Annotated in this window: 30 protein-coding genes, 1 tRNA gene and 1 pseudogene; 20 read left to right on the forward strand and 12 right to left on the reverse strand. The window is 66.7% G+C overall.

The features are described 5' to 3' along the window. Nucleotides 1-8: 8 nt before the first annotated feature. A complete protein-coding gene (locus ACT009_RS03750; RefSeq protein ID WP_445193034.1) occupies nucleotides 9-740 on the forward strand; it encodes a 3'(2'),5'-bisphosphate nucleotidase CysQ in 732 nt (243 codons plus the stop codon). Between the two features lie 20 nt (nucleotides 741-760). Here the strand turns inward: ACT009_RS03750 and ACT009_RS03755 are convergent, their stop codons facing one another. The 4 genes from ACT009_RS03755 to ACT009_RS03770 all read right to left on the reverse strand — a co-directional run bounded on the left by ACT009_RS03755 (nucleotide 761) and on the right by ACT009_RS03770 (nucleotide 7,017). Beyond that, nucleotides 761-1,084, reverse strand: a complete 324-nt coding sequence (locus ACT009_RS03755) for a hypothetical protein (RefSeq protein WP_445193035.1) — start codon at nucleotides 1,082-1,084, stop codon at nucleotides 761-763. A gap of 72 nt (nucleotides 1,085-1,156) precedes the next feature. Continuing rightward, the gene (locus ACT009_RS03760; protein WP_445193036.1) at nucleotides 1,157-2,641 is read right to left on the reverse strand and encodes an efflux transporter outer membrane subunit; all 1,485 of its coding nucleotides are present in this window, start codon (nucleotides 2,639-2,641) and stop codon (nucleotides 1,157-1,159) included. Between the two features lie 5 nt (nucleotides 2,642-2,646). Continuing rightward, nucleotides 2,647-5,835, reverse strand: a complete 3,189-nt coding sequence (locus ACT009_RS03765; RefSeq protein WP_445193037.1) for an efflux RND transporter permease subunit — start codon at nucleotides 5,833-5,835, stop codon at nucleotides 2,647-2,649. Nucleotides 5,836-5,841: 6 nt separating this feature from the next. Beyond that, on the reverse strand, nucleotides 5,842-7,017 hold the full coding sequence (locus ACT009_RS03770) for an efflux RND transporter periplasmic adaptor subunit (protein WP_445193038.1): 1,176 nt from the start codon (nucleotides 7,015-7,017) through the stop codon (nucleotides 5,842-5,844). A gap of 111 nt (nucleotides 7,018-7,128) precedes the next feature. Between ACT009_RS03770 and ACT009_RS03775 the strand changes: the two genes are divergently transcribed. Then, nucleotides 7,129-7,833 carry a TetR/AcrR family transcriptional regulator gene (locus ACT009_RS03775; protein ID WP_445193039.1) on the forward strand — a complete coding sequence of 235 codons (705 nt, stop codon included), beginning with the start codon at nucleotides 7,129-7,131 and terminating at the stop codon, nucleotides 7,831-7,833. A gap of 122 nt (nucleotides 7,834-7,955) precedes the next feature. On the opposite strand, the gene ACT009_RS03780 is transcribed toward ACT009_RS03775, so the two are convergent. Next, entirely contained in the window at nucleotides 7,956-8,732 is a 777-nt protein-coding gene (locus tag ACT009_RS03780; RefSeq protein WP_445193040.1) for a metallophosphoesterase family protein, read from the reverse strand. Nucleotides 8,733-8,861: 129 nt separating this feature from the next. Between ACT009_RS03780 and ACT009_RS03785 the strand changes: the two are divergent. The 3 genes and pseudogenes from ACT009_RS03785 to ACT009_RS03795 form a co-directional block, all read left to right on the forward strand. Next, a pseudogene (locus ACT009_RS03785) lies at nucleotides 8,862-9,506 on the forward strand (DUF47 domain-containing protein); the annotation flags it as partial. A gap of 3 nt (nucleotides 9,507-9,509) precedes the next feature. Next, entirely contained in the window at nucleotides 9,510-10,511 is a 1,002-nt protein-coding gene (locus ACT009_RS03790; RefSeq protein ID WP_445193041.1) for an anion permease, read from the forward strand. A gap of 97 nt (nucleotides 10,512-10,608) precedes the next feature. Further along, nucleotides 10,609-10,682 (forward strand) — tRNA-Gly (locus ACT009_RS03795). Between the two features lie 303 nt (nucleotides 10,683-10,985). Here ACT009_RS03795 and ACT009_RS03800 read toward each other — a convergent pair. Next, entirely contained in the window at nucleotides 10,986-11,756 is a 771-nt protein-coding gene (locus tag ACT009_RS03800; protein WP_445193042.1) for a competence/damage-inducible protein A, read from the reverse strand. Between the two features lie 49 nt (nucleotides 11,757-11,805). On the opposite strand from ACT009_RS03800, the gene map reads away from it, so the two are divergent. Beyond that, entirely contained in the window at nucleotides 11,806-12,633 is an 828-nt protein-coding gene (gene map / locus ACT009_RS03805; RefSeq protein WP_445193043.1) for a type I methionyl aminopeptidase, read from the forward strand. Between the two features lie 55 nt (nucleotides 12,634-12,688). Here the strand turns inward: map and ACT009_RS03810 are convergent, their stop codons facing one another. Next, the gene (locus ACT009_RS03810; RefSeq protein WP_445193044.1) at nucleotides 12,689-12,970 is read right to left on the reverse strand and encodes a hypothetical protein; all 282 of its coding nucleotides are present in this window, start codon (nucleotides 12,968-12,970) and stop codon (nucleotides 12,689-12,691) included. Nucleotides 12,971-13,102: 132 nt separating this feature from the next. On the opposite strand from ACT009_RS03810, the gene purL reads away from it, so the two are divergent. The 3 genes from purL (at nucleotide 13,103) to bfr (ending at nucleotide 16,211) form a co-directional block, all read left to right on the forward strand. Further along, complete coding sequence (gene purL / locus ACT009_RS03815; RefSeq protein ID WP_445193045.1) at nucleotides 13,103-15,337, forward strand: phosphoribosylformylglycinamidine synthase subunit PurL; 2,235 nt, start codon at nucleotides 13,103-13,105, stop codon at nucleotides 15,335-15,337. An 83-nt stretch (nucleotides 15,338-15,420) separates the two neighbouring features. After that, entirely contained in the window at nucleotides 15,421-15,591 is a 171-nt protein-coding gene (locus tag ACT009_RS03820; RefSeq protein ID WP_445193046.1) for a (2Fe-2S)-binding protein, read from the forward strand. 104 nt (nucleotides 15,592-15,695) lie between these two features. Next, the gene (gene bfr / locus ACT009_RS03825; protein ID WP_445194004.1) at nucleotides 15,696-16,211 is read left to right on the forward strand and encodes a bacterioferritin; all 516 of its coding nucleotides are present in this window, start codon (nucleotides 15,696-15,698) and stop codon (nucleotides 16,209-16,211) included. A 209-nt stretch (nucleotides 16,212-16,420) separates the two neighbouring features. On the opposite strand, the gene fliP is transcribed toward bfr, so the two are convergent. Genes fliP through ACT009_RS03840 form a run of 3 tightly spaced genes read right to left on the reverse strand, consistent with a single transcriptional unit; the run spans nucleotide 16,421 to nucleotide 17,719 of the window. Further along, on the reverse strand, nucleotides 16,421-17,152 hold the full coding sequence (gene fliP, locus ACT009_RS03830) for a flagellar type III secretion system pore protein FliP (RefSeq protein ID WP_445193047.1): 732 nt from the start codon (nucleotides 17,150-17,152) through the stop codon (nucleotides 16,421-16,423). Next, on the reverse strand, nucleotides 17,142-17,483 hold the full coding sequence (locus ACT009_RS03835; RefSeq protein ID WP_445193048.1) for a flagellar biosynthetic protein FliO: 342 nt from the start codon (nucleotides 17,481-17,483) through the stop codon (nucleotides 17,142-17,144). The genes fliP and ACT009_RS03835 overlap by 11 nt, the downstream gene beginning before the upstream one ends. Beyond that, complete coding sequence (locus tag ACT009_RS03840) at nucleotides 17,483-17,719, reverse strand: FliM/FliN family flagellar motor switch protein (protein WP_445193049.1); 237 nt, start codon at nucleotides 17,717-17,719, stop codon at nucleotides 17,483-17,485. The genes ACT009_RS03835 and ACT009_RS03840 overlap by 1 nt, the downstream gene beginning before the upstream one ends. Before the next feature lie 118 nt (nucleotides 17,720-17,837). On the opposite strand from ACT009_RS03840, the gene flgC reads away from it, so the two are divergent. Genes flgC through ACT009_RS03870 form a run of 6 tightly spaced genes read left to right on the forward strand, consistent with a single transcriptional unit; the run spans nucleotide 17,838 to nucleotide 20,726 of the window. Beyond that, entirely contained in the window at nucleotides 17,838-18,245 is a 408-nt protein-coding gene (flgC, locus tag ACT009_RS03845; protein WP_445193050.1) for a flagellar basal body rod protein FlgC, read from the forward strand. Nucleotides 18,246-18,257: 12 nt separating this feature from the next. Then, the gene (locus tag ACT009_RS03850; RefSeq protein ID WP_445193051.1) at nucleotides 18,258-18,584 is read left to right on the forward strand and encodes a flagellar hook-basal body complex protein FliE; all 327 of its coding nucleotides are present in this window, start codon (nucleotides 18,258-18,260) and stop codon (nucleotides 18,582-18,584) included. 52 nt (nucleotides 18,585-18,636) lie between these two features. Continuing rightward, on the forward strand, nucleotides 18,637-18,900 hold the full coding sequence (gene fliQ, locus ACT009_RS03855; protein ID WP_445193052.1) for a flagellar biosynthesis protein FliQ: 264 nt from the start codon (nucleotides 18,637-18,639) through the stop codon (nucleotides 18,898-18,900). After that, a complete protein-coding gene (gene fliR, locus ACT009_RS03860) occupies nucleotides 18,897-19,664 on the forward strand; it encodes a flagellar biosynthetic protein FliR (RefSeq protein WP_445193053.1) in 768 nt (255 codons plus the stop codon). Before fliQ ends, fliR begins: the two co-directional genes overlap by 4 nt. Nucleotide 19,665: 1 nt before the next feature. Beyond that, entirely contained in the window at nucleotides 19,666-20,319 is a 654-nt protein-coding gene (locus ACT009_RS03865; protein ID WP_445193054.1) for an EscU/YscU/HrcU family type III secretion system export apparatus switch protein, read from the forward strand. Then, a complete protein-coding gene (locus ACT009_RS03870; protein WP_445193055.1) occupies nucleotides 20,253-20,726 on the forward strand; it encodes an EscU/YscU/HrcU family type III secretion system export apparatus switch protein in 474 nt (157 codons plus the stop codon). Before ACT009_RS03865 ends, ACT009_RS03870 begins: the two co-directional genes overlap by 67 nt. A 9-nt stretch (nucleotides 20,727-20,735) precedes the next feature. On the opposite strand, the gene ACT009_RS03875 is transcribed toward ACT009_RS03870, so the two are convergent. Then, nucleotides 20,736-21,149: a flagellar assembly protein FliX gene (locus ACT009_RS03875; protein WP_445193056.1), complete on the reverse strand. Its 414-nt coding sequence runs from the start codon at nucleotides 21,147-21,149 to the stop codon at nucleotides 20,736-20,738. A gap of 84 nt (nucleotides 21,150-21,233) precedes the next feature. Here ACT009_RS03875 and ACT009_RS03880 point away from each other — a divergent pair, with 84 nt between their 5' ends. The 5 genes from ACT009_RS03880 to ACT009_RS03900 all read left to right on the forward strand — a co-directional run bounded on the left by ACT009_RS03880 (nucleotide 21,234) and on the right by ACT009_RS03900 (nucleotide 25,519). After that, nucleotides 21,234-22,355 (forward strand): flagellar basal body P-ring protein FlgI, encoded by a 1,122-nt coding sequence (locus ACT009_RS03880; RefSeq protein ID WP_445193057.1) that lies wholly within the window; start codon nucleotides 21,234-21,236, stop codon nucleotides 22,353-22,355. A 47-nt stretch (nucleotides 22,356-22,402) separates the two neighbouring features. Further along, nucleotides 22,403-22,657, forward strand: a complete 255-nt coding sequence (locus ACT009_RS03885; RefSeq protein WP_445193058.1) for a rod-binding protein — start codon at nucleotides 22,403-22,405, stop codon at nucleotides 22,655-22,657. Further along, nucleotides 22,647-23,069, forward strand: coding sequence for a hypothetical protein (locus ACT009_RS03890; RefSeq protein WP_445193059.1), 423 nt, complete (start codon nucleotides 22,647-22,649; stop codon nucleotides 23,067-23,069). The genes ACT009_RS03885 and ACT009_RS03890 overlap by 11 nt, the downstream gene beginning before the upstream one ends. A 160-nt stretch (nucleotides 23,070-23,229) precedes the next feature. After that, a complete protein-coding gene (locus ACT009_RS03895; RefSeq protein WP_445193060.1) occupies nucleotides 23,230-24,582 on the forward strand; it encodes a methyl-accepting chemotaxis protein in 1,353 nt (450 codons plus the stop codon). A 169-nt stretch (nucleotides 24,583-24,751) separates the two neighbouring features. Continuing rightward, nucleotides 24,752-25,519, forward strand: coding sequence for a response regulator transcription factor (locus tag ACT009_RS03900; RefSeq protein WP_445193061.1), 768 nt, complete (start codon nucleotides 24,752-24,754; stop codon nucleotides 25,517-25,519). Between the two features lie 10 nt (nucleotides 25,520-25,529). Here ACT009_RS03900 and flaF read toward each other — a convergent pair whose 3' ends face one another. Then, complete coding sequence (flaF, locus tag ACT009_RS03905) at nucleotides 25,530-25,910, reverse strand: flagellar biosynthesis regulator FlaF (RefSeq protein ID WP_445193062.1); 381 nt, start codon at nucleotides 25,908-25,910, stop codon at nucleotides 25,530-25,532. Nucleotides 25,911-26,149 lie beyond the last annotated feature (239 nt).

The raw sequence follows: 26,149 nt of genomic DNA on the forward strand, positions 1-26,149 counted from the left end.
CTGCGCACGTGACCGACGCCGAACTCGCCCGCTCGGTCGCCGACGAGGCCGGCATACTGCTGCTGGCGATCAGGGCGGACGGTCGCGATACGGGCAAGGCACTCGGCGCGCGTGGCGATGCCGAGGCGAACCAGCTGATCATCGACCGACTGCGCGCCGCCCGGCCGGCGGACTTCATCCTGTCGGAAGAGTCGGTCGACGATCGCGCGCGGTGTGCGGCGCGGCGGGTATGGATCGTCGATCCGCTCGACGGCACCCGCGAATATGCGGAGGGGCTCGACGATTGGGCGGTGCATATCGGCCTCGCCCTCGACGGCCGTCCGCATGCCGCCGCCGTCGCCCTACCCGCCCTCGCCCAAGTCTACGCGACCGACGACGGACCGCGCTTCCATCCTGTCCTCAGCCCGCCGCGCATGGTCGTTAGCCGGACCCGCGCACCCGACATCGCGCGATTGGTCGGCGAGGCGATCGGGGCGCGGCTGATCCCGATGGGCTCGGCGGGCGCAAAGGCGATGGCGGTGGTCGACGGCCGTGCCGACATCTATCTCCACGACGGCGGGCAATATGAATGGGACAATTGCGCGCCCGCCGCGGTCGCGATCGCCGCAGGATTACACGCATCGCGGATCGACGGCAGCCCGCTGGTCTATAATTGCGAAGACCCGCTGCTGCCCGACCTACTGATCTGCCGCGAGGAACTGGCGGACACAGTGCTGAAGGCGATCGCTGCGGCGCGGTAAATCGCGCCGGATCGCTTGTATCAGCGGAACGTGCGCGCGTGCTTGCCGCCGTAGCGTTGCCCGATATAGCTCGTCAGACGCTGCATCTTGGTCGACGCCGCCGACGCGCTCTCGGCGCAGCAGGGCAGCGCATTGCCGCCTTCGCCCGCCGCGCGCATCTCGACCTTGTGGCAGAGATCCTCGATGTCGGCGCGCGTCAGCAGGTTCTTCTCGCGCATCAGGCACAACAAGCTCTGCAGGATGATCAGGCTCTGCTCGCCCTGACTGATGTCAGCCGAATCGAGTGCAGCGGCGGCGGAATTCATCGCCGCGGCTTCCCGGTTCGAGTCCATGTATGAACCCATGATCGCTCTCCTAAGCGTATTATGCGGAGAGACTATGCCTTTCTGTCCGGTATGCAACCGGCAAAGCTTGGCTCAATTCAGGCCACCGCCGAGCGATCGGTACACCTCGACGAGGTTACTACCCCGCGCGAGCCGGGTGGTGACGAGCTGCTGCTGCGCACCATAAGCAGTGCGCTGGGCGTCGAGCGACACCAGGAACGAATCGACCCCGGCACGGTATCGCGCGTCCGACAGCCGTGCCGCGGTCTGCGCCGCATCGGCCCGCGCGGTCTGCGCCGCGACTTGTTCGTCGATCGTGCCGCGCTGGGCCAGCGCATCGGCGACCTCGCGGAACGCGGTCTGGACGGTTCGCTCGTAGGTCGCGACCGCCGCCTGCTGCGAGGCGCGGGCGTAATCGAGGTTGCCCTTGTTGCGGCCGCCGTCGAACAGCGGCAGCGAAACTCCCGGCGCCGCCGAGAAGGTCGCGCTGCCGCTGCCGAACAGGCCCGACAGCGCGGTGCTCAACGTGCCCAGCGCGGCGGTCAGGGAAATGCGCGGAAAGAACGCCGCCCGCGCCGCGCCGATATTGGCGTTCTGCGCGATCAGCTGGTGCTCGGCCTGCAGCACGTCGGGACGGCGCAGCAGCACGTCGGAGGCGATATTGCCCGGCAGCGTCGCCAGCGTCGCATCGGCTGCGCCGAGCCCGGTCGGCAGCAGGTCCGCGGTCACGGCGGTACCGACCAGCAGGTTAAGCGCGTTCTGGTCCTGCGCGATTCGCGTCAGCCCCGTCGCGATGTCGTTACGTGCGGCCTGGTAGTTGGTTTCGGCCTGCTTGGCTTCCAGCTCCGACGCGACGCCGATCCGGAACTGCGCGCGGGTGAGCTCCAGAGTCTGCTCGAACGCCTTCAGCGTGTTGCGCGACAGACGGAGCTGGTCCTGGTCCGATGCCAGCGTCTGCCAGGCGGTCGCGATCTCCGCGATCAGACTGATCCGGGTCGAACGCTGCGCTTCCTCGCTCGCGAAGTACTGCTCCTGCGCCGCGCGGGTGAGATTGCGAAGACGCCCGAAGAGGTCGAGCTCGAAAGCCGAGAAGCCGACCGTCGCCGAATAGATCTCGATGTTGGAACTGGACGTCCCCGTCCCCGCGCCCACCGCGCCGCCGGTGCCGACGCCGACGCCGGTTCCCGTGCCACCGCCAGTCGTGCCCGAACCGCCGAGGCTCGCGATATTGTTGGTGTAACTGGCCGATCCCGATGCCGTCGTGCTCGGCACCAGATCGGCGCGCTGGACGCGGTAATTGGCGCGCGCCTGCAGCACATTCGCCGCTGCCAGCCGCAGATCGCGGTTGTTGTCGAGGCCCAGCGCGATCACCCGCCGCAGACGATCGTCGGTGAAGAAGTCGCGCCAGCCGACCTTGGTGATGTCGGGCGCGTCGGTGGCGGCAACTGGATAGACGCCGCCCTGCGGCAGCTCCACCGGCACTGCACCGACCGGACGGACATAGGTCGGCGCAAGATTGCAGCCGGCGAGCGCGGTGCTGGCGGCGAGCGCCAGCAGCGGGTGGAGACGAAGGGTCACGACGGTCAGGCTCCCTGCGGCGCGGTGGTGGCGCCGGTGGTATCGGTGTTATCGGTGGTATCGGTGGTGGCGTGCTCGGCATTCCCGCGGTGACCGAACAGGCGCAGGACCACGATGAAGAACATCGGCACGAAGAAGATCGCGAGTACCGTCGCCGACAACATGCCGCCGACCACCGCCCGGCCGATCGCATTCTGCCCGCCTGCGCCGGCGCCGTTGGCGATCGCCAGCGGGAACACACCGAAGATGAAGGCGAGGCTGGTCATCAGGATCGGTCGCAGCCGCAGCTTGGCCGCCTCGATCGCAGCGTCGAACGGCGCCAGCCCGTCGCGGATCCGCTCCTCCGCGAATTCCACGATCAGGATCGCGTTCTTGGCGGAAACGCCGATCGTGGTGATCAGGCCGACCTGCAGGTAGATGTCGTTGTTGAGCCCGGTCAGGCTCGCCGCCAGCAGCGCACCGACGATGCCGAGCGGCACCACCAGCATGACCGAGATCGGGACCGACCAGCTCTCGTACAGCGCGGCGAGGCACAGGAACACGATCAGCAGCGACAGCCCGTACAGCGCCGGTGCCTGCCCGCCCGACAATTGCTCCTCGTAGCTGAGCCCGGTCCAGTCGAGCCGCGTACCCGGCGGCAGCTTTGCCTGCATGTCCTGCATCGCCTGCAGCGCGACCCCCGACGACACGCCCGGCGCGGGCTGGCCAAGGATCTCCATCGACGGCTGGCCATTGTAGCGGGTCAGCTGCATCGGCCCCTGGTGCCACGACACGCTCGAGAACGCGGTGAACGGTGCCATGCTGCCGGTCGCGCCGCGAACGTAGAGGTCGCCGATATCCTCGGGCGACATGCGGTAGGCGGCATCGGCCTGGATGTAGACGCGCTTGACGCGGCCCCGGTCGATGAAGTCGTTGACGTAGGATCCGCCCCAAGCGGTCGCGATCGTGCTGTTCACGGTGCCGAGGTCGAGCCCCAGCGCGCGCGCCTTGTCCTGATCGATGTCGACCTTCAGCTGCGGCGCATCGTCGATAGCGTTCGGACGGACCCCGACCAGCGACTTGTTCTGCGACGCCATGCCGAGCAGCTGGTTGCGCGCGGCGAGCAGCTTGTCGTGTCCAATGCCGCCCTCGTCGACCAGTTGAAGATCGAACCCCGTGGCGTTGCCCAATTCCTGCACCGCCGGCGGGATCACCGCGAAGATCAGCCCGTCCTTATACTGTGCGAATGCCCCCATCGCCTTCCCTACGATCGCCTGCGCCTTGTTCTCGGCGCCCGGGCGGTCCTTCCATTCCTTCATCGGGATGAAGGCGATGCCGCTATTCTGCCCCTGACCTGCGAAGCTGAAGCCGTTGACGGTGTAGACTCCGCGGATCGCGCCCGCGGCATTCTTCAGGAAGTGATCGCGCACAAGGTCGAGCCCCTGTTGGGTGCGCGCGCTGGTGGCTCCTGGCGGCCCCTGGACCAGGGCGATCATCACGCCCTGGTCCTCGTCGGGCAGGAAGCCGGTCGGTAGCCTGGTGAACAGGAAGACCATGCCGACGACGATCAGCGCATAGGCGATCAGCGACCGGCCCCAGCGGTTGGCGGTGGTGCGCACCCCGCGTTCGTAGCGGGCCCGCCCGCGATCGAACTTGTCGTTGAACCAGCGGAAGAAGCGCGCGAGCGGACCGTTGCCCTCGCCCCGGTTAGGGTCGTGCGGTTTCAGGATCGTCGCGCACAGCGCAGGGGTCAGGATCAGCGCGACCGCGACCGACAGCACCATCGCCGACACGATCGTGATCGAGAACTGGCGGTAGATCACGCCGGTCGATCCGCCGAAGAACGCCATCGGCAGGAACACCGCGGACAGCACCAGCGCGATGCCGATCAACGCCCCGGTAATCTCGTCCATCGACTTCCGCGCCGCTTCCTTCGGCGTCAGATGCTCGGTCGTGATCAGCCGTTCGACGTTCTCGACGACGACGATCGCATCGTCGACGAGCAGGCCGATCGCCAGCACCATGCCGAACAGGGTCAATGTGTTGATCGAATAGCCGAAAGCCGCGAGCACCGCGAACGTGCCGGTCAGCACCACCGGCACCGCGATCGTCGGGATCAGCGTCGCACGGATGTTCTGCAAGAACAGGAACATCACGAGGAACACGAGCACCACCGCCTCGACCAGCGTCTCGACGACCTGTTCGATCGACAACCGCACGAACGGCGAGGTGTCGTACGGGAACACCACCTTCACGTCGGGTGGGAACTGCTTGGCGAGTTCGGTGACGCGCGCCTTGACCGCGACCACGGTGTCGAGCGCGTTGGCGCCGGGGGCGAGCTTCACGCCGATGCCGGAAGCGGGCTTGCCGTTCCACTGCGCCGAGAAACCGTAATTCTCCGCGCCGATCGCGACCCGCGCGACGTCGCCGAGCCGGACGATCGAACCGTCGGTGTTGCTCTTCAACCTGATCTGGGAAAACTGATCCGGCGTGGTCAGGCGAGACGAGACCGAGACAGTCGCGTTGAGCATCTGTTCCTTGGGCGCAGGCTGCGCGCCGATCTGGCCGGCGGACACCTGAGCGTTCTGCGCAGTGACCGCAGTGGTCACGTCCGCCATCGTCAGCGCGTAATTGTTGAGCTTCACCGGATCGACCCAGATCCGCATCGCATATTGCGAGCCGAACAGCTGGGTGTCGCCGACACCGGGCACGCGGGACAGCGGGTCGGCGATCCGCGAGGCGACGATGTCGCCGAGATCCTCGGCATCATGCTTGCCGTTTTCCGAATAGAGCCCGACGAACAGCAGGATGTTCTGCGTCGCCTTAGCGACCAGAATTCCCTGGCGCTGGACCTCCTGCGGCAGCAGCGGAGTCGCCGCCTGCAGCTTGTTCTGCACCTGGACCTGCGCGATGTCCGGATCGGTGCCCTGTTCGAAGGTCAGCGTGATCGTCACCGAGCCGGCCGACGAGGACGATGCCGAGAAGTAGCGAAGGTTGTCGATGCCCTTCAGCTGCTGCTCGATGATCTGGGTCGTCGTGTTCTCGAGGGTCTGGGCGTCCGCACCCGGGTAGGTTGCGGTGATCGCGACCGCGGGCGGCGCGATCGCCGGGAACTGCGCGATCGGCAGGGTGCGCAGCGACAGGACGCCCGCGATGACGACCATGACCGCCAGCACATAGGCGAAGATCGGGCGATCGATGAAGAAGCGTGACATGGCGGATTACTTCGCTTGTGCCTGCGCCTGTCCCTGCTGCGGCGGTGCGCCGGCGGGCTTGGCGTTGGGATTCCATGGCTTGCCCTGGACGGGCATGCCGGGTCGCAGCATCATGCCGCCTTCGACGATGATCTTGTCGCCCGGCTTGATCCCGCCGGTGACGAGCCAATTGTCGCCGATCGATCGATTGGTCTGGAGCGATCGGACCTCAACCTTGTTGCCCGCATTGACCACCATGACGGTCGCCTGCCCCTTCTCGTCGCGGCCGACCGCGCGCTGCGGCACCAGCATGCCCTTGGCCTGCGTACCCTCGACCAGCGAAGCGCGGACGAACATCCCTGGCAGCAGCAGCCCGTTCGGATTGGGGAACTGCGCGCGGATCACCTGCGATCCGGTCGTCGGATCGACGGTGACGTCCGCGAAGCGCAGCGTGCCCTGCGCGCCATAGTCGCTGCCGTCCTCCAGCTTCAGCTTGACCCGGGCGTTGCCGTCGCGGGTCAGCTGGCCGCTGAGAATCTGCTGGCGCAGCTTCAACAGGTCGGCGCTCGATTCCTGGATATCGACATAGATCGGGTCGAGCCGCTGGATCGTGACCAGCGCGTTGGTCTGCGACGCCGATACCAGCGCACCGGTGGTCGAGATCGACCGGCCGATCCGCCCGGAAATCGGCGCGGTGATCGTCGTACGGCGCAGGTCGATCTCGGCGCTGCGCAGCGCGGCCTGCTGCGCGGCGACGTCCGCTTGAGACTGCTGCGCGGTGGTGATCGCGTTCTCGTAATCCTGGCGCGCGATCGCGTTGATCTTGACCAGCTCGCCATAGCGGCGGACCAGCGCCCCGCTCGATGCGATAGAGGCCCGGGCGCGAGCGAGCGCCGCGCGGGCGCTGGCGACCTGCGCGACATAGGGCGCCGAATCGATCCGGTAGAGCGGTTGCCCGGCGCGGACCTGCTGGCCCTCTTCGAACAGCCGCGCCTGGATCAGCCCGTTGACCTGCGGGCGCACCTCGGACGTCTCGAAGGCCGACGTGCGGCCCGGCAGCTCGGTGGTCAGCGTCACCGGCTGTTCACTAACGACGACGTATCCGACCTGCGCCGGCCCCTGCTGCGGCTGCTGGGGCGGCTTGCCGCCGCAAGCCGCCACCGACAGAAGGAGAAGCGGAGTGAGAGTACGAATAAAGGACATGCCAGGTCTGCCGTATTGATGTATGTGAGTGATCGTTCACTCTCAATATGCTGCTACTGCGAACAAGATGCGCCCGTCAAGGCGGGGAAGCTCGAAGGAAGGTGAAGACCCATGCTGATCGATGGATGCCTAATGGCAGCCGTGTCCGGAGGCCGGGCCGCGGCACGTCGCCGGAAGGTGATCGATGCAGCGCGGTTATTGTTTTCCGACAATGGTTTCCATGCGACCGGTATCGCCCAGATTGCCAAGGAATCCGGTGTCGCGGTTGGCCAGCTCTATCGGGATTTTGCCAGCAAAGAAGAAATTGTTGCCGCGATCGTACAAACCGATTGCGTGGATTTCATGGCCGGCGAGCCGCTGAAGGAGGCGGTAGGACGCGGCGATCGCGACTCGGTCAGGGCCTGGGTCAGGAACTTCGTCGACCCCGGCACCCGCGACAATGACGGCCGCATGTTCGCCGAAATCCTGGCGGAGTCCTCGCGAAACGAACGCATCGCCGCGATCTTCACGACAATCCAGGCCGATTCCCGCGCCAACATGCTGACCGCGCTCAGCCTGTTCGCGCCTGCGCCGGAGATGTGCCCGCGGCGATCGACCCTCGCCGACACGATACTGGCGATGTCGCTCGGGCTGATGCACTACCGCCTGATGCACCGCGACGCCGACATCTGCGGCCTGGTGACCTCGTTGATCGCGATCGTCGAACGCGAGATCGACGAACTTGAACGCGCCAATGGCGCGGTAATGCGCGGCCTAAAAGCCGACCGTGCTCCTGCGCACGCAGGAACACGGAGGCAACTTCGCTGCATTCCATAACGGGGCGCCCCGCCAGCGAGACCTCCGCGAAGTAACTGGGTCACTCGATCGGTTCGTCACCCCGGACATGTTCCGGGATGACGACTGAGTTTCGGACCGATCTCGCCCCCGGAGCAAGACCACTAGCGCCCCGCCTCCACCGTTTCGCTGATCGACCGCGCCGGTTCCTTGTCCATCGTCCGAGCGATCGTCGAGAAGCTCCCGCCCTCGATCCGGATTTCGTTGAACGCGGGTGGCGATCCCCGGGTCCGCTTCGACAGCGTGCCGGCGCCGATCATCCGCAGCGTCCAGCCGCCGCGCTCGACCGGAACGTCGAACGGATCGTGGACATGACCCGACAACACCGCATGCGCACCCGCCGCGGCAAGATCGCTTAGCGCGGCATCGCCGCCGCGGGTGCGCGCGGTGCCGGTGGTGGGTCCCTCGATCAGCGGGTGATGCGCGGCGACGAAGATCAGGTTTCCCGCGGGCACCGTTTCGATCATCGCCAGCGCCCGGCGCAGCGATCCCTTGCTGACCCGCCCCTTCGACCAGTTCCACCGCCACTGCGCGCGGGCGGTCGTCTTCAGCGGCACGATCGTCACGCCGGCGATGTCGAGCTGCGTCTCGATCATCTTCTCGACCGCGGCATAGCGCTGGTAGGGCGACATCAGCCGGCGGAACGGATCCCAATAATAAGGGATGTCGTGGTTGCCGACCTCCAGCGTTACCGGCACGCCCAGGCTGCGGAGCCAGTCGCCGCCGCGTTGGAACTCTTCACGCGTCGCCCGCATCGTCAGGTCGCCGGTCATGATCACCGCGTCGGGCCGCTCGTCGGCGACGCGCTCGCCGAACCAGGCGATCGCGGCGGGATCCTCGGCGCCGAAGTGAACGTCGCTGACATGGAATAGCTTGATCATGGCTTCCTGAACGCGGCTTAACGGGAAAAGCTGCCCTGCGTACCAATGTCGCCGGAGCGAGCCGCAAGTTTCGGCTTGCTTGCTCGCCCGTGGCGAACGATGGAGCCGCGGACACCATTGGGGGTACATGGAATGGTTGCCTGGTTCCAGGCGCTGATGCCCAAGCAGGGGCGGTTCTTCGAACAGTTCGAGGCGCATGCCGCGACGCTGGTCGCGGGCGCAGCGGCACTCGATCGGTTGTTCAGCGGCGACGGCGACATCGCGCAGCACATCGCCGAGATCGTCGACCGCGAACACCAGGCGGACGACATCACCCGCGACGTGCTGCAGGACGTCCGGCGCGTCTTCGTCACCCCGTTCGATCGCAGCGCGATCACCGACCTTATTGGGGTGATGGACGATTCGATCGACCAGATGAACCAGACCGCGATGTCGATCGAGCTCTACGCCGTCACCAGCTTCGCGCCCGAGATGCGCGAGATGGTCGCCGTGGTGGTCGAGGCGGCACGCGTGACCGCGGAGGCGATCCCGCTGCTCCGCTCGGTCGGCGGCAACGCGGCCGAGCTGCACACGCTCACCGCACGGCTGGTCGAGCTCGAAGGCCGGGCCGACGAGTTCCACGCGACGGGCCTGAAGGCGCTGCTGAAGGCGACCGCGCACGATCCGATGCAGTTCATCATCGGCCGCGAGATCTACAGCCATCTGGAACGCACCGCGGATCGGTTCGAGGACATCGCCAACGAGATCCAGGGTCTCGTGATCGACCATGCTTAAACGATGACGATATCCTTCACGCTGCTGGTCGCGCTGATCGGCGTCGCGCTGCTGTTCGATTTCCTCAACGGCCTCCACGATGCCGCGAATTCGATCGCGACCGTGGTGTCGACGCGCGTGCTGAAGCCGCATCATGCGGTACTGTGGGCGGCGTTCTTCAACTTCATCGCCTTCGCAATTTTCGATCACAATGTCGCCAAGACCGTCGGCAAGGGGATCATCGACGCTGCGGTGATCGATCCGCAGGTTATCTTCGGCGCGCTGATGGGCGCGATCGTGTGGAACGTGATCACCTGGCGCTACGGCATCCCGTCGAGTTCGAGCCACGCGCTGATCGGCGGGCTGCTCGGTGCCGGCATCACCAAGGCGGGGTTCGACGGCGTCGTCTGGGGGGGTGTCGGCAAGACCGTCGCCGCGATCTTCCTGTCGCCCAGCATCGGCATGATCCTGGCGCTGCTGCTGGTATTGCTGGTCGCCTGGACCTCGCTGCGGCTGACGCCGATCGGGGTCGATCGCCGGTTCCGCAAGCTGCAGCTGGTGTCCGCGGCGCTCTACTCGCTTGGCCACGGTGCCAACGACGCGCAGAAGACGATGGGGATCATCACCGTCCTGCTCTATTCTCAGGGGCTCCTGACCGGCGGCTTCCACGTGCCGTTCTGGGTGGTGCTGTCGTGTCAGGCGGCGATGGCGCTCGGCACGATGTCGGGCGGGTGGAAGATCGTCCACACGATGGGCTCCAAGATCACCCGGCTCACGCCCGCGCAGGGCTTCTGCGCGGAGACCGGCGGCGCGATCACCCTGTTCATGGCGACGATGGGCGGCATCCCGGTCTCGTCGACCCACACCATCACCGGCGCGATCGTCGGCGTCGGTTCGGCGCGGCGGCTGTCGGCGGTGCGCTGGAACATCGCCAGCCGGATCGTGATCGCCTGGGTGGTCACCCTGCCCGCGGCCGGCGCGATCGGCGCGCTTACCTATCTCGTGACCGGGTGGGTCGCCGGCTGACGCGCACCGGACCGCGTTTGCGGTGTCGGTCATCGCGATCGCCTCGCGCTCAAGGGCGTTGACCGCACCGCAGTCCCTGTGGCAATCGCACGCCGTCGCGGGTGTAGCTCAATGGTAGAGCAGAAGCTTCCCAAGCTTACGACGAGGGTTCGATTCCCTTCACCCGCTCCAGCGACGATCGCAGCAGGCACCGGGCGGCGCGGGGATCACCCACGCGCCGCCGCGTCGGGCCCTACCGGAAGAGATCGTCGAACTTGAGGTTCATCCCGGCATAGAAGGTCCGCCCGGCGAAGCTCAATATCGCAGCACAAACCACAAGGCGACGTTGGTTAGGGAGCTAAATGGACCTCAGCGCAATACTTCGTGCACCGCCGAATCGTCCACACTGCACCAGATCGCCATGTCCGACAGTTTGCGTATGCTCAGTCAACGAAGCATTCTCGCGACGATCACCTCCGCGGCAGCACCCCGCGTTCAGATCCCGCCCACTGCGACCTCGCGCCCGGTGGCTTGGAGCGCGGCCGAAAGCGCGGTGATGCAGGTGTCGACCAGCGCGGCATCGGGGCTGCGGACGACGAAATTCGCGCCGGTGCGGCCGTCGCGGAAGAAGGGGTAGCTTCCGATCGAAACGCCGTCATGCGCCTTCTCGGCGTTGCGCAGCAGGTCGGCGACCTCGCTTTCCGCGACCCAGCAGCCGATCGTCTTCGATACCACCGGACGCCCGCCCTCCAGCGTTCCGGTGAGTGCGTCGAGCATGCCCGCGGTGATGTGCGGCACGCCGGCCATGATGAAGACGTTGCCGGTGCTAATGCCCGGCGCGCCGGATACCCGGTTCTCGATCAGCGATGCGCCCGCGGGCACCCGCGCCATCCGCGCACGCGTTTCGGTCAGCCCGCCGCGAGTCTCGTAATAGCGTTCGAGGATCGCCATCGCCTGCGGATGATGCTCGACCGCGACGCCCAGCGCCTCGGCGATCGCGTCAACCGTGATGTCGTCGTGCGTCGGCCCGATGCCGCCGGTGGTGAACAGATAGTCGTTACGCGCCCGCAGCGTATTCACCGCCTCGACGATCGCAGCGGTGTCGTCGGCGACCACGCGGACCTCGGCCAGGCGGATACCCTGGACGTTCAACCACGACGCCAGCTGCGCGATGTTCTTGTCCTGCGTCCGTCCGGACAGGATCTCGTCGCCGATCACCACCAGCGCGGCGGTCCAGATTCGTTCGGGGTTCTCTCGCGCGTCCACGCCGCCGCCATAGCCTCGCAAAATCGCGCACGCCACGCTATAAAGGGGCATGACCGATTACGTGACCGTCACCTCCGACGCGCCCGAAGGCCGCACCGGCGCCATCAAGCTCCACGGCCCCGCCGCCTTTGCTGGGATGCACAAGGCGGGGCGGCTCGCGGCCGAAACGCTCGACATGCTGGTGCCGCACATGGTGCCGGGCGTCACCACCGCCGAGATCGACCGGCTGATCTACGATTTTGTGCTGGCGGGCGGCGGCGTACCGGCGACGCTCGGCTATCGCGGCTACACGCATTCGACCTGCATCTCGATCAACCATGTCGTCTGCCACGGCATCCCGAGCGACAAGACGCTGAAGTCGGGCGACATCGTCAACGTCGACGTCACGCCGATCGTCGACGGCTGGCACGGCGACACCAGCCGCATGTACCTGGTAGGCGACGTGCCGTTGAAGGCGCGTCGGCTGATCGAGGTCACCTATGAATGCCTGATGCTCGGCATCGAGAAGGCGGTTCCCGGCAACACGATGGGCGACGTCGCGCATGCGATCCAGCGCCATGCCGAAAAGCACCGCTACGGCGTGGTCCGCGATTTCTGCGGCCACGGCGTCGGGCGCCTGTTCCACGACGCGCCCGAGGTGGTCCATGTCGGCCGCCCCGGCACCGGACCCGAATTGAAACCGGGGATGATCTTCACGATCGAACCGATGATCAACATCGGCCGGCCGGACGTGAAGCTGCTCGAGGACGGGTGGACGGCGGTGACTCGGGATCGCTCGCTGTCGGCGCAGTTCGAGCATTCGGTCGGGATCACCGACAGCGGGTGCGAGATCTTCACGGTGAGCCCGGCGGGCTTGCACCAGCCGCCCTACGACTGAGCGCTCTAAACGGGACTTTATACTTGATCGGCGCACGCCTGACGCGGCCGATCGCTCAGGCGCTCAGCGACAGCCGTGTACCGGACGAGGCCGGGGATCGCCGAACCGCATCCGCGGCATAGCCGGTCACGCTGCCGGGCTCTCTTGCGTATGCCGACGGCAAGGATCGCTCCGAGGCGCCCTGTACGGCAGCGAGCGGTGGCCTGCTCGACTCGGGACCGGCCCGTGGCCGTGCCGGATCGATGTTCTTGCTCGCCAGCTCGATTTCGACGGCGTTCAGGCAGGCATAACCATTCTTGAGGACGGGTAGGGGATATCCGATGCTGTCGGTCGACATGAGCACCTCCTTCGGTGTCAGTGTAACGGCGACTCCGTTGCAGCGGATTTAGTGAACATGGTTGTCGCGGCGTCAACCATCTGCCGGCGCCGATAGTGACGCGGTGCGGCCGCGCCGCTAAGGCGTGCCCGCATGACCGAAATCACCGCGCAGATCGTCGCCGAGCACGGCCTTTCCCCGGACGAATATGACCGCGTCCTCCACGCGCTCGGCCGCGAGCCGAACCTGGTGGAACTCGGCATCTTTTCGGTGATGTGGTCCGAGCATTGCAGCTACAAATCGAGCCGGATCCATCTGAAGAAGCTGCCGACCACCGGTCCGCAAGTGATCTGCGGCCCCGGCGAGAATGCGGGCGTCGTCGATATCGGGGACGGCCAGGCGGCGATCTTCAAGATGGAGAGCCATAATCACCCTTCGTACATCGAGCCCTATCAGGGCGCCGCGACCGGGGTCGGCGGGATCCTGCGCGACGTGTTCACGATGGGCGCGCGGCCGATCGCCAATCTCAACGCCCTGCGCTTCGGTCGGCCCGATCACCCGAAGATGCGGCATCTGATCGCCGGCGTGGTCCACGGCATCGGCGGCTACGGCAACTGCGTCGGGGTGCCCACGGTCGGTGGCGAGGTAAACTTCCACAGCGCCTTTGACGGCAACATCCTGGTCAACGCGATGACCGTCGGCATCGCCGATGCCGACAAGATCTTCTATTCGGCCGCGTCGGGAATCGGCAATCCGATCGTCTATGTCGGCAGCAAGACCGGGCGCGACGGCATCCACGGCGCGACGATGGCGTCCGCGGATTTCTCCGATGATTCGGAGGAGAAGCGCCCGACGGTCCAGGTCGGCGACCCTTTTACCGAGAAATTGCTGATCGAGGCGTGCCTCGAATTGATGGCGACCGACGTGATCGTCGCGATCCAGGACATGGGCGCGGCGGGCCTGACCTCCTCGTCGGTGGAGATGGCGTCGAAGGGCGGGGTCGGCATCGAGCTGAAGATGGACGACGTGCCGCAGCGCGAGACCGGCATGACACCCTACGAGATGATGCTGAGCGAGAGCCAGGAACGGATGCTGATGGTCCTGAAGCCCGGTCGCGAGGCCGAGGCGGAGGCGATCTTCCGCAAATGGGAGCTCGACTTCGCCGTGATCGGCCGCGTGACCGACACCGGGCGGATGGTCCTGACCTTCCGCGGCGAGACGGTTTGCGACATCCCGCTCGGGCCGCTGGCCGACGATGCGCCCGCCTATGACCGCCCGCACACGAGGACGGCGCCCCCCGCCCCGCTCGGCGCGCTGCCGACCGACACCGACATTGCCGCGGACCTGCTGGCGTTGATGGCGTCGCCCGATCTCGCCTCGCGGCGCTGGATCTGGGAGCAGTACGACCACATGGTCGGCGCCGACACCGTTCAGCGGCCGGGCGGGGACGCTGCGGTGGTGCGCGTCCACGGCACTGCCAAGGGCCTGGCGATCAGCACCGACTGCACGCCGCGCTATTGCTTTGCGGACCCCTATGAGGGCGGCAAGCAGGCGATCGCCGAGTGCTGGCGCAACCTGACCGCGGTCGGCGCCAGGCCTCTCGCGACGACCGACTGCCTCAATTTCGGCAACCCGCAAAGGCCCGAGATCATGGGCCAGCTGGTCGGTTGCATCGAGGGCATGGCGGCGGCCTGCGCCGCGCTCGACTTCCCGATCGTGTCGGGCAACGTCAGCCTGTATAACGAGACCAAGAGCGACGCCGACAGTAGCGGCACCGCGATCCTGCCGACCCCGGCAATCGGGGGCATCGGCCTGCTCGCCGATTGGACCAAGAGCGCGACGATCGCATTCAAGGGGATCGGCGACATCATCCTGACCGTGGGCACGCGCGCCGGACATCTCGGCCAGTCGCTGTGGCTGCGCGAGCTCCACGGCCGCGAGGGCGCCGATGCCGGACCGCCACCGACCGTCGATCTGGCGGCGGAGCGCCGCGCAGGCGACTTCGTCCGCAAATGCATCGACGCGGGCCAGCTGAGCGCGGTCCACGACGTCGCCGATGGCGGGATCGCGGTCGCGGTCGCGGAGATGGCGCTGGCGGGCAATATCGGCGCGATGATCGACCGCAAGCAGCCGTTCGACGGCCCCCGATCCTTCTTCGCCGAGGATCAGGGCGTGTATCTGGTCACCGTCCACGACCACGCGTTGATGGACGTGCTGGCGGAGGCGCACGCTGCCGGCGTCGAGGTCGAGCCGCTCGGCCGCACCGGTGGCCGCCGGCTGATCTTCGAGCTTCCCGATAGCGACCATGCCGTCACGCTCGACGATCTGCGGACTGCGCACGAAGGGTTCTTCCCCAAGCTGATGGGCGCCGACGCGGCGCTCGCCTGACGCTTGTTATTGCGACTGCAGCGCAAAAGGCTTGCGAGTTGTTCTCATTAGCGGTACTGGGTTCGCCTACGAGGGGGATCCCGATGGTCGTGTGCGTCTGCAATGCTATCCGTGAACACCAGGTGCGCGACGCCGCGCGCAGCGGCTGCATGACCGCCTGCCAGGCATTCCGATCGATGGGCCGGCAGCCGAAATGCGGGCAATGCACCGTCATCGCACGCGCGATCATCGACGAAGAGCGCGCCGCCGCCTGAACGAGGCGCGCCATCTAGGTAGTAGCCGCAGTTCCGACCTTGGCGCTTGCCGCGAGGCTCAGCGCTTCGCTACACTCGTAACAGCAAAGGGGCGGAGTATGGCGATGAAGGGCGACCCGCGGGTCATCGAATATCTGAACGAGGCGCTCAAGAACGAGCTTACCGCGGTCAACCAATATTGGCTTCACTACCGGCTGTTCGATCATTGGGGCGTGTACAAGCTCGCGCAGTTCGAGCGGCACGAGTCCATCGACGAGATGAAGCACGCCGATTCGCTGTCGGAACGCATCCTGTTCCTCGACGGCCTCCCCAATTTCCAGCTGCTCGGCCGGCTGCGGATCGGCGACACCGTGGAGGAAGCGCTCCGCTCCGATCTCGCGCTCGAGCTCGAGGCGGTCGGCCAGCTGAAGGAGGCCATCGCCTATTGCGAGACGGTAAGGGACTTCGTCAGCCGCGACCTGTTCGCATACATCCTCGCGGGCGAGGAGGAGCATGTCGACACGTTAGAACGCCAGTTCGAGATGATCGAGCGGATGGGGATCCATAATTATATCCAGCTGAACTCGCTGAGCGAGCATGATGCGCCAAAATCGGGAGCGGCGCCTTACCTGAAGGGGTGATCGAACCGGGGTGGGTGATCCGAGCATCGACCGCACGTTCTACCCTCACTCCGGCGAAGGCCGGGGCCCAGTCGGGGACGGCAGGTAATGAAGTCAGCGCGAAGTCACATGGGCCTTCCCCCCTGGGCCCCGGCCTGCCCCGGGGTAGCGAGAGAGTTTCGGCTGGCGCTTAGCTGCTTCGGATCGCGTAAGCGTCACGTACTGCCCCCTCACCCCGTTCCGAAACTTCGCACCAGCGATCCGGCGACCATCGCCCAGCCGTCCACCAGCACGAAGAAGATGATCTTCATCGGCAGCGAGATCGTCGGCGGCGGCAGCATCATCATCCCCATCGCCATCAGCACCGCGCCCACGGCGAGGTCGATCACCAGGAACGGCAGCAGCAGCAGGAAGCCGATCTCGAACGCGCGGCGCAGTTCGGAGATCATGAAGGCGGGCACCAGCGTCGGCAGCGCGGTCTCGGCGCGCGCGACCGGCGGCTTCTTCGCCAGCGTCGTGAACAGCTTCAGGTCGTCGTCGCGGACCTGGGTCAGCATGAAGCGGCGAAACGGCTTGGCGGTCTTGGCGAACGCCTCGGTCTCGTTGATCTTGCCCGCGGTATAGGGCTTCACGCCCTGCTGCCACGCCTGATCGAAGGTCGGCGCCATCACGAAGAACGACAGGAACAGCGCGAGGCTGATGATCACCGGATTGGGCGGCACGCCCTGCGCGCCGAGCCCGGTGCGCAGCAGCGACAGCGCGACGACGATCCGGGTGAAGGAGGTGACGGTCATCAGGATGCCGGGCGCGAGGCTCAGCACCGTCAGCATCAGGACCAGCTGGATCGCCTTGGCCGAAAGCGTGCCGTCCCCGAACGCGACGCTCGCGGTCTGCGCGAACGCCGCGCCGGGCGTGCAGACGAGCGCGATCCCGAGCGCCGGGCGCAGCAGCCTATTGCGCATACCAGCCGTCCTCCAGATCGGCGCAGAGCACCATGTCCTGCTTCGCCGGCGCTAAGCATGGCGGCACGATGCCGGTTTCGAGCACCGCCACCCGGTCCGGCAGCAGCACGAACAGGTGTTCGCGATCGTCACGGCGCAGCAGCACCAGCGAGCGTTTGGCATCGAGCTGCACCCGCTCGATCACCGCGACGCGACGACCGCTCGCCGTGCCCGCGCCCACGCGACCCGGCAGCGCGATGTCGTAGCGCCGCACCACCCACAACGCCGCCGCGAGCAACCCTAGGATGATCCCGAGCGACCCCAGCGTCCGTCCGAGCGCGGCGAGTTCCATCAGCCGCGGCCCCGCGGCAGGACCTCCGTCACCTCCAGCGACATCTGGTCTTCGTTGACCAGCACCTTGCCCTTGGCGACCGCCTTGCCGTTGACGAACACCATGGTCGGGTCGTCATGCCCGCAATCGAGCAGGATCATCGCGCCGCGGCTCATGTGCAGGATCTGGCGGATCGGGATGTTGGCGGATCCCAGCACGATCGAAAGCTCGATATGGATGTCTTCTAAGATCGTCATGACCGTTCCTTCCGTGCGGTAATCATAGGAAAGAATTGCCGGGTCCCGACCGGGCCGGGCAATTCTTGCCTATGATTGGAACAGTGGGCGCCACCTGTCGGCTGCCCGGGAGACCATCATGGACCTGACCAATTCGGTGCAGGTATCGGCGTCCGGACTGCGCGCGCAATCGCTCAGGATGCGGATCATCGCCGAGAACCTGGCGAACGCGGATTCGACCGCGACCGTGGCCGGCGGCGATCCGTACCGGCGGCGTGTCGCGACCTTCAAGCCAGAAATTGACCGCAAGGACGGATCGGTCGGGGTGAAGGTACAGTCGATCGACACCGACAAGGGCGCCTTCAAGAAGGTGTACCGGCCCGGCAGCGCCGCCGCCGACGCGCAGGGATACGTCGCGATGCCGAACGTCAATTCGCTCATCGAGGCCGCGGACATGAAGGCCGCGCAACGATCCTACGAAGCCAATCTGAACGCCATCGAAGCGGCCAAGAGCCTGACGATGCGCACCATCGACCTCTTGAAGTAAGGAGCGACCATCATGTCCATCGGAGCATTGGACGCCACCGCCGCCTATGGCCGCGCGCTCGGCATCGGCAAGGACGGCATCGGCGGCACGAGCCCGGCCGGCGGCATCGCCGCATCGGACGACGGCAGTTTCGCCGGGCTCGTCCAGTCGCTGGTCGGCGACGCCGCGGGATCGCTGCGCACCGCCGACACCGCGAGCGCCCGACAGGTCGCGGGCAAGGGCGACCTGATCGACACCGTCACCGCGATGGGCGCGGCCGAGACCGCGCTCGACACCGTGGTCGCGGTCCGCGACAGGGTGGTCAGCGCCTATTCCGAGATCATGCGGATGCAGATCTGACGCCACTCGCCCGTCCCGCCCGACCGCTCCTCCCGCGACAGGCCGATCCGCGATGACCCCCGAAGACGCGATGGAGATCGGCAAGGCCGCGATGGTCCTGGCGCTGACGGTCTGCGGGCCGATGCTGATGGCGTCGCTGATCGTCGGCGTGGTCGTCAGCCTGTTCCAGGCGCTAACCCAGCTCCAGGAGCAGACGCTCACCTTCATCCCCAAGCTGGCGGTAATGGGGCTGCTGCTGCTGCTGACGTTGCCGATGATGGGTCACGCGCTGGGCGCCTTCACCGACGTGATCGCCGACCGGATCGTGAATCGGTGAACCCCGTTCCGATCCAGCAACTCCCGGTCGAGGCGACCGCCTTCCTGATCCTGTTCGCGCGCGTCGGCGCGGTGCTGATGGTGCTGCCGGTGTTCTCGGAAGACGCGGTGCCCGGCCGCATCCGGCTGATGATCGCGTTCGGGATGACCGCGGGGCTGTGGGGGCTGTTGTCGCCCTACGCCCTGCCCGCCGCCCGGAACATGGATGCGGCGACCGGCGTGATCCTCGCCGAACTGCTGACCGGGCTCGCGCTCGGCATGCTGGTGCGGATCATGTTCCTCGCGATCGCGACCGCGGGATCGATCATCAGCCTGCAGGTCGGGGTCACCTCAGCGATCATCATGGATCCGGCGCAGGGCGGGCAATCGACCGTGCTCGGCAAGGCGCTGAGCGTCGCCGCCGCCGTGGTCTGCCTGGGGCTGCTGGTGCATCATCTGTGGATCGGGGCGCTGATCCGATCCTATGCGGTGTTCCCGGTCGGTGGCCTGCCGCCCGCGGGCGACTTCGCGGCGTTGGCGATCCGGACCGTGGGGCGCTCGCTGTCGCTGGCGGTCAGCCTCGCCGCGCCGATGCTGGTCTACGGCATCGTCTTCAACGTCGCGCTGGGGCTCGCCGCGCGGCTGACCCCAGCGATCCAGGTGTTCTTCGTCGCCCAGCCACTCAATCTGCTGCTCGGCATCGCGCTATTCGCGGCGCTGTTCGGGACGATCCTGTCGCAATTCGGGGATGCGTCGATCGACTGGATCCAGTTGGGTTGGCGCTGACATGGCGGACAAGGACCAGAAGAGATTCGATCCCAGCGGCAAGCGCATCGCCGATGCGCGGCGCCGGGGCGACACGCCGATGGCGCCGGAGATGCGCAACGCCGTCGCCTTCGCGGCGATGCTGGTGATCCTCGGCTGGCTGGGCATCGACGCGTTTTCGCGGGTGGCGACGCTCTGCGCCGCGCTTTGGGGAGGGGCGGACGGCTTCCGCGTCGAGCCGTCCGGCGCCCACGCGCTAGTCGCCGGGCTGCTGCGGCACCTGGCGCTCATCTTCGCGCCGCTGTTCGCCACGCTGATCGCGTTCGCGTTGCTCGGGGGCATGCTCCACGGGCTGCCGACGATCAGCTGGACTCGGGTCGCGCCCAAATGGAACAAGCTGTCGCCGGCGACCGGATTGCAGCGACTGTTCAGGCTTCCCGCGCTGGTCGAGTTCGCCAAGACGCTGGCCAAGCTCTCCGCAATCCTGATCGTGACCTACCTGACGCTGCGGCCCCATGTTGCCGCACTCGGCGGGCTGGTCGGCGCCGACGCGGTCACGACCGGCGCGGTCGCGGGGGGCATGGTCCTGCTGCTCGTAAGGCGGTCGCGGTGCCGGTCGGCGCGCTGGCGCTGTTCGACCTCGTCTATCAGCGCCACAGCTGGTTCACCAAGCTGAAGATGACGCTCCAGGAGGTGAAGGACGAGCACAAGGACAGCGAGGGCGATCCCAGGATCAAGAGCAAGATCCGCGAGATCGCGATGCGGAGGTCGCGCCAGCGGATGATGGCGGCAGTGCCGCAGGCGAGCGTCGTCATCACCAACCCGACGCATTATGCGGTCGCGCTCCGCTACGATCACGGCAAGATGGGCGCGCCGGTGGTGGTGGCGAAGGGCACCGACGCGGTGGCGCTGAAGATCCGCGAGGTCGCGACCGCGGCGGGGGTGCCGATCGTCGAAAACCGGCCGCTCGCGCGGGCGCTGCATGCGTCGGCGGAGATCGACCATCCGATCCCGACCGAGCATTACGCCGCGGTGGCCGAGATCATCGGCTACGTCATGCGGCTCGCCCGGCGTGCCGGCTGAGCCGCCGCGTCAGGCGCGGATGTCGTGCTTGGCCAGTTCCACCCGCACGCGAAGGTCGATGTCGCGGGCGACCGCGGCCAGCGCGGGATCGTCGGGCAGCGCGAAGCTCGCCGACCATTCGGCCAGTTGCGCGATGCGTTCGGGGTGGATGTCGCCTCCCAACGCCTCCTGGTGCAGCCGTTCCAGCAGCACCAGCCCGCGTTCGGCCTCCACCGCCATCTTGCGTCGCCGCTCGATCGCCGGATCGACCGACGCGAGCGCGACCAGCATCTCCACGGATGTCGTGGGCGGCGTCAGCCCCGGCCCGGGTGGAGGCGCTCCATTGGTGCCGTGATCGGGATCGAAGCTTTGCTGCGAGCGACGTTCCGCACTCGCCGCCATCGCGGCGAGCCCAAGCAACGGCGGGACACCCTCGACGCGCATTTAAACCTCCGCAGCCGAACCTCGAGACTAGATCGTATCCTATAACAAAACGATAATCCATTGTCCCGCGGGAAACCAGTAACGATGCGTGTCGCTCCCCCTGCCCTGCTGCGTGCGTTGCGCCCCGTGCTGGTGCTGGCGCTGGTTGCCGGTGGTGCGGCGCAGGCATCGACGCGGGTGAAGGACATCGTCGACGTCCAGAACGTCCGCACCAACCAGCTGGTCGGCTACGGCCTGGTCGTCGGGCTCGCCGGCACTGGCGACCGCACCACCAACTCGCCCTTCACCGAAGAGACGATGAAGGCGATGCTCGAACGCATGGGCGTCAACGTCCGCGATGCCAAGATGAAGCCAGCCAACGTCGCCGCGGTCTCGGTCACCGCGACCATGCCGCCCTTTTCGCGGGCCGGATCGACCATCGACGTCCAGGTTTCGGCGCTCGGCGATTCGACCAGCCTCCAGGGCGGGACGCTGCTGGTTACCTCGCTGCGGGCGCTCGACGGCGAGATCTATGCGGTCGCGCAAGGGCCGGTCGCGGTCTCCGGCTTCAAGGCGCAGGGCGCGGGCGGCAGCGTCAGCCGCGGGGTCGCGACCTCCGCCAGGGTTGCGGGCGGCGCGATCGTCGAGCGCGAGGTGCCCTATACGTTGCGCTCGGCGACCAGCCTGAAGCTCGCGCTCAAGAACCCCGATTTCACCACCGCGCGCCACATCGCCGCGGCGATCAACCAGCGCCATCGCGGCACCGCGACCGTGCTCGATCCAGGGACCGTCGAGATCGGGCCCGTCGGCGGCTTCGCGGGCGACGTCGTCGATCTGCTCGGCGACGTCGAGAACTTGCCGATCGAGGTCGATCAGGTCGCGCGCATCGTCATCAACGAAGCGTCGGGCACCGTGGTGATGAGCGACGACGTGCGGATCAGCCCGGTCGCGATCGCGCAGGGCGGGCTGACGATCAGCGTCAGCGAGACGCCGGTCGCGTCGCAGTCTGCGCCCTTCTCGCAAGGCGAGACGGTGGTGCTGCCGCGAAGCCGGATCGACGTCGACGACGGCAGCGGCGCGTCACTGGCGATGGTCGGCGGCGGCGCCTCGCTCAGGTCGCTGGTCGGCGGGCTCAACACCCTCGGCGTGTCGCCGCGCGACCTGATCTCGATCCTCCAGGCGGTAAAGACCGCAGGCGCGCTGCAAGCCGAGATCGGCGTCCAGTGATCGATCCTGTCACCCCTATCGCCACGCCGGCGACGCCCGTTCCACGCGTGGCCCCCGGCCCCACCGCCGCCAGTACCGCCGAGGCGTTCGAGGCGGTGTTCCTCGGCCAGATGGCGCAGCTGATGATCGGATCGCTGGACAGTGACGGCGAATTTTCGGGCGGTCATGCCGAGGAGATGTTTCGCGGCGTGCTCGGCGAACAGATCGGCACCGCGATGGCCAAGCGCGGGGGTATCGGGCTGGCGCCGCTGGTCATGGAACAGATCATCAAGTTGCAAGGGAACCAGCCGCATGTCGATTGAATTGATCGAGGCGATCCTGTCGCTCGAGATGGTGCTCGACGAGGAGAATGCCCGTTTGCAGGAGGCCGGCTACGACCCGCTACTGGCGGGTCTGGTCGCGGCCAAGATCCGGTTGGTCGGGATCATCGAGGCGGAGAACGTCCGCCTCGGCGGCGACGATCGCGATTGGCGTACGGAACTCGACGACGATGCGCACGCAGCGTTGCGTGAATCGATCGGGTCGCTGTTCGACAAGCTCGACCTCAACCAGCACCTGCTCAACCGGCGGATGGCGATCTGCGACGACCTGCTCGGCGCGATCACCACCGAAGCCAAGCGAGCGGCGGGCGGTCGCAGCATTGTCTACGGCAAGAAAGGCGCGCTGACCCATGCCGATCAGGCGACCCCGATCGCGGTGAACAGCAAATATTAGCGGTGGATCGTGCCCGAACACATATCGTCAGCGTCTGCGACCGGTTGCGCGAGGATCATCTTATCAGGGTCGGTGCTGCCCGGATGCCTTCTAATCGGCCTATACCTAGGTTGATGAATAAGGCGGTCTGATCACCGCTCCGCCCTACCAGGGAGCATCCATGCATTGGTTCCGCACGACCGCGCCGATCCGCCTCAAGATGCTCGTCGCCTTCGGGACGATGACCGGCCTCGTCGGTGCAGCGACACTCGGCGCCGCGCTCGGCTGGCTCCTTGGCATGCCCGTGCTCGGTATCGCGATTGGGCTGCTCGCGACGATCGCCGCCGCGATCGTCGGCGCGCACTTTCGTACCGCAGTGTGCGATCCCTATGTCACCACCGTGATCAGGATGGAGGCGTTGGCGGCGGGTGAAACCGATGCACCGATCATGTTCACCGACCATCTCGATTGTGTCGGCCGCATGACTAAGGCGATGTTCACCTTCCGCGCTACCGCGACCGCCCACACGCTGTACGCCGCCGAACAGCAGCAGCTAGTCCAGCGGCTCGGCACTCACCTCCGCGCGTTGAAGAACGGCGACCTGACGATGGCGATCTCGTCCGACTTTCCCGCGGCCTATGCGACGCTGCGCAGCGACTATAACGATGCGCTGGAGATGCTGCGGACGCTGGTCGCCGCGATCACCGAAAGCGCCGACACGATCCGCGCCGGATCGGGCGAGATCGCGCAGGCCTCGGAGAATCTGGCGCGGCGTACCGAGAGCAACGCGGCCAGCCTGGAGGAGACCGCGGCGTCGATTACCCAGATGGACGGCCGGCTGAAGGCATCGGCGGGGGCGGCGAGCCGCACCGTCGAGCGCGCCGACCAGGCGATCGCCACCGTCGGCGGCGGGCGGGCGGTCGCCGACGAGGCGGTACAGGCGATGGGCCGCGTCTCGGACAGCGCCAAGGGCATCGACAGCGTCATCGAGGGGCTCGACAAGATCGCCTTTCAGACCCGGGTGCTGGCGATGAACGCCGCGGTCGAGGCGGGGCGTGCCGGCGATGCCGGGCGCGGCTTCGCGGTGGTCGCCGATCTCGTCTCCGCGCTGGCGATGCGCGCCGAGGAGGAGGCCAAGCGCGCGCGCGACCAGCTGACCGTCACCCAGACCGACATCGTCACCGCGGTCGAGGCGGTGCAGAAGGTCGACGGCGCGCTCGCGGCGATCTCTGGCGACGTCACCCAGGTCCACGAACTGCTCGCGACGATGGCCGCGGACAACCAGGCGCAGTCGGCGGCGATCACCCAGATCTCGGCCGCGGTCGGGACGATGGACCAGTCCACCCAGCAGAACGCCGCGATGGTCGAGGAGACCTCCGCTGCCGCCCGCAACCTGGTGAGCGAGGTCGGGTATCTGGGCGACAAGACCAGCCGCTTCGACACCGGCGGAAAGGCGAAGGGTCGGCTGCATTCGGTACGTCAGCGCCATGGTATTGCACACACTCATGCCGTGACGGCTTATAACGAAGCCTGATCGAGGTGGTAACGAACCATTCGTCAGCAGTCGAGTATGGGACACAGAGATGCGCGATCGAGCCTGAAAATATATTTTATTTGCGCTTGATGACGATTATATGATCGCTAAAACCAGTATCATCCGATATAGGATTTGAAGCGACCGATCTGGTCATCATGCGGAGTCGATGCGAATGTTCACCTTCGATGCCGGCGAACGAGTGTCACCCTGGTTAGCGATCATGGACGACGATCACGAGGTCGGGCTCGCCAAATCGGCTTTTCCGGGTGAGCGCCAGCACGGCCATATCGACGTCGAACCGGCGATCCCGCCGCAGATGGTCTATATCGTCGAGGACGGCGCACCTGCCGGGCAAGATGTCCGCGGCGCGGTACGTTCGATCCTCCCGGTCGAGACCAGCGTGATCCGCACCTATCGCACGACCGACGCGTTTCTCGCCAAGGCGAAAGACCATCAGCCCGGCGTGGTGATCGTCAATGGTTGCCTTTCCGAATCGGGCGGCATGGCCCTGCTGTCGGGGCTTCGGAGCGGCGAGTTCGCGTTCGCGGTGATCGTGCTGACGCTGCGCGCCGACGTGGCGCTGGCGGTCCGGGCGATGAAGCATGGCGCGGTCGACGTCATCGAGATGCCGTGCACGCCGCAATCGCTGGCGACGAGCATGGAGGCCGCGTTCGACCAGGTCGAACGACGCTTCGCGGTTCGCACCGCACGAATGGCGGCCCGCGCGCGCATCGATCAATTGTCGCGTCGCGAGCGCACCGTGCTAACCGGGGTGGTGCGGGGCTGGTCGAACAAACGGATGGCGAGCGACCTCGATCTGTCGCCCCGCACCGTCGAGATCCACCGCGCCAATCTGATGCACAAGCTCGGCGCCGCGCACCTCGCCGACGTCATGCGGCTGGTCTACGCCGCCGGGATGATCGACCAGCTCTGATCCAAGCGGATCACCGCCCGGCGGCGGTCGCTTCGCCAGCGGCGCTGCCCTGGTGCAGGCCTTCCATGATCGTCCGGTTGACCTCGATCAGCGGATCGATCCGGTCGCGTCCGGCGACGACGTCCGACGTATAGCGATCGACCCACAGGCCGAGCGACACGATCGCCGCGCGCAGCGGATCGGGCAACAGATTGCCGCGCGCCGCACAAGCGGCAGCAAGCGCGCTCCACAGCTCGCGGTTGCGGAACAGCGCGGGCGTCAGGGCGAGCCCGCTCTGCCCCGAATCACGCGCCGCGATCAACTCACCGGTGATCTGCATCATCAACCGATGTTCGGTAGCGCGCGAGGTTTCAGTGATCGTGCGGGTACGCTGATAGGCAGTGAGGGACATGGCCGCTCCATTGATGGTGATGCGGACATATTAGGCCGGGCACCGAACCGTCGGTCGTCGCCGCGCCCTATAAACGGTTAACGGCGCGCCATCCGGTCGTGCTCACCGGGCCACGCGCTTGCATCTCGCAGACGCCGAAGACCGGCTGCCTCGATCGGTGCAGGCAGTCACCACCAAGCAGCATAAAAATCGCGCCGCGACCAGCGATGCTTACGGTTTCCTATAATCTTCCCATTGCC

The sequence above is a fragment of the Sphingomonas sp. Tas61C01 genome (genome assembly GCF_052567495.1).

What these genes read in the sequence shown, in the direction of transcription:
- ACT009_RS03755 (WP_445193035.1), bottom strand. Translation starts at nt 1,084, where the DNA reads ATGGGTTCATACATGGACTCGAACCGGGAAGCCGCGGCGATGAATTCC.
- ACT009_RS03765 (WP_445193037.1), bottom strand. Translation starts at nt 5,835, where the DNA reads ATGTCACGCTTCTTCATCGATCGCCCGATCTTCGCCTATGTGCTGGCG.
- ACT009_RS03770 (WP_445193038.1), bottom strand. Translation starts at nt 7,017, where the DNA reads ATGTCCTTTATTCGTACTCTCACTCCGCTTCTCCTTCTGTCGGTGGCG.
- ACT009_RS03775 (WP_445193039.1), top strand. Translation starts at nt 7,129, where the DNA reads ATGCTGATCGATGGATGCCTAATGGCAGCCGTGTCCGGAGGCCGGGCC.
- ACT009_RS03780 (WP_445193040.1), bottom strand. Translation starts at nt 8,732, where the DNA reads ATGATCAAGCTATTCCATGTCAGCGACGTTCACTTCGGCGCCGAGGAT.
- ACT009_RS03790 (WP_445193041.1), top strand. Translation starts at nt 9,510, where the DNA reads ATGACGATATCCTTCACGCTGCTGGTCGCGCTGATCGGCGTCGCGCTG.
- map (WP_445193043.1), top strand. Translation starts at nt 11,806, where the DNA reads ATGACCGATTACGTGACCGTCACCTCCGACGCGCCCGAAGGCCGCACC.
- ACT009_RS03810 (WP_445193044.1), bottom strand. Translation starts at nt 12,970, where the DNA reads ATGTCGACCGACAGCATCGGATATCCCCTACCCGTCCTCAAGAATGGT.
- purL (WP_445193045.1), top strand. Translation starts at nt 13,103, where the DNA reads ATGACCGAAATCACCGCGCAGATCGTCGCCGAGCACGGCCTTTCCCCG.
- ACT009_RS03820 (WP_445193046.1), top strand. Translation starts at nt 15,421, where the DNA reads ATGGTCGTGTGCGTCTGCAATGCTATCCGTGAACACCAGGTGCGCGAC.
- bfr (WP_445194004.1), top strand. Translation starts at nt 15,696, where the DNA reads ATGAAGGGCGACCCGCGGGTCATCGAATATCTGAACGAGGCGCTCAAG.
- fliP (WP_445193047.1), bottom strand. Translation starts at nt 17,152, where the DNA reads ATGCGCAATAGGCTGCTGCGCCCGGCGCTCGGGATCGCGCTCGTCTGC.
- ACT009_RS03835 (WP_445193048.1), bottom strand. Translation starts at nt 17,483, where the DNA reads ATGGAACTCGCCGCGCTCGGACGGACGCTGGGGTCGCTCGGGATCATC.
- ACT009_RS03840 (WP_445193049.1), bottom strand. Translation starts at nt 17,719, where the DNA reads ATGACGATCTTAGAAGACATCCATATCGAGCTTTCGATCGTGCTGGGA.
- flgC (WP_445193050.1), top strand. Translation starts at nt 17,838, where the DNA reads ATGGACCTGACCAATTCGGTGCAGGTATCGGCGTCCGGACTGCGCGCG.
- ACT009_RS03850 (WP_445193051.1), top strand. Translation starts at nt 18,258, where the DNA reads ATGTCCATCGGAGCATTGGACGCCACCGCCGCCTATGGCCGCGCGCTC.
- fliQ (WP_445193052.1), top strand. Translation starts at nt 18,637, where the DNA reads ATGACCCCCGAAGACGCGATGGAGATCGGCAAGGCCGCGATGGTCCTG.
- ACT009_RS03865 (WP_445193054.1), top strand. Translation starts at nt 19,666, where the DNA reads ATGGCGGACAAGGACCAGAAGAGATTCGATCCCAGCGGCAAGCGCATC.
- ACT009_RS03875 (WP_445193056.1), bottom strand. Translation starts at nt 21,149, where the DNA reads ATGCGCGTCGAGGGTGTCCCGCCGTTGCTTGGGCTCGCCGCGATGGCG.
- ACT009_RS03880 (WP_445193057.1), top strand. Translation starts at nt 21,234, where the DNA reads ATGCGTGTCGCTCCCCCTGCCCTGCTGCGTGCGTTGCGCCCCGTGCTG.
- ACT009_RS03890 (WP_445193059.1), top strand. Translation starts at nt 22,647, where the DNA reads ATGTCGATTGAATTGATCGAGGCGATCCTGTCGCTCGAGATGGTGCTC.
- ACT009_RS03895 (WP_445193060.1), top strand. Translation starts at nt 23,230, where the DNA reads ATGCATTGGTTCCGCACGACCGCGCCGATCCGCCTCAAGATGCTCGTC.
- ACT009_RS03900 (WP_445193061.1), top strand. Translation starts at nt 24,752, where the DNA reads ATGCGAATGTTCACCTTCGATGCCGGCGAACGAGTGTCACCCTGGTTA.
- flaF (WP_445193062.1), bottom strand. Translation starts at nt 25,910, where the DNA reads ATGTCCCTCACTGCCTATCAGCGTACCCGCACGATCACTGAAACCTCG.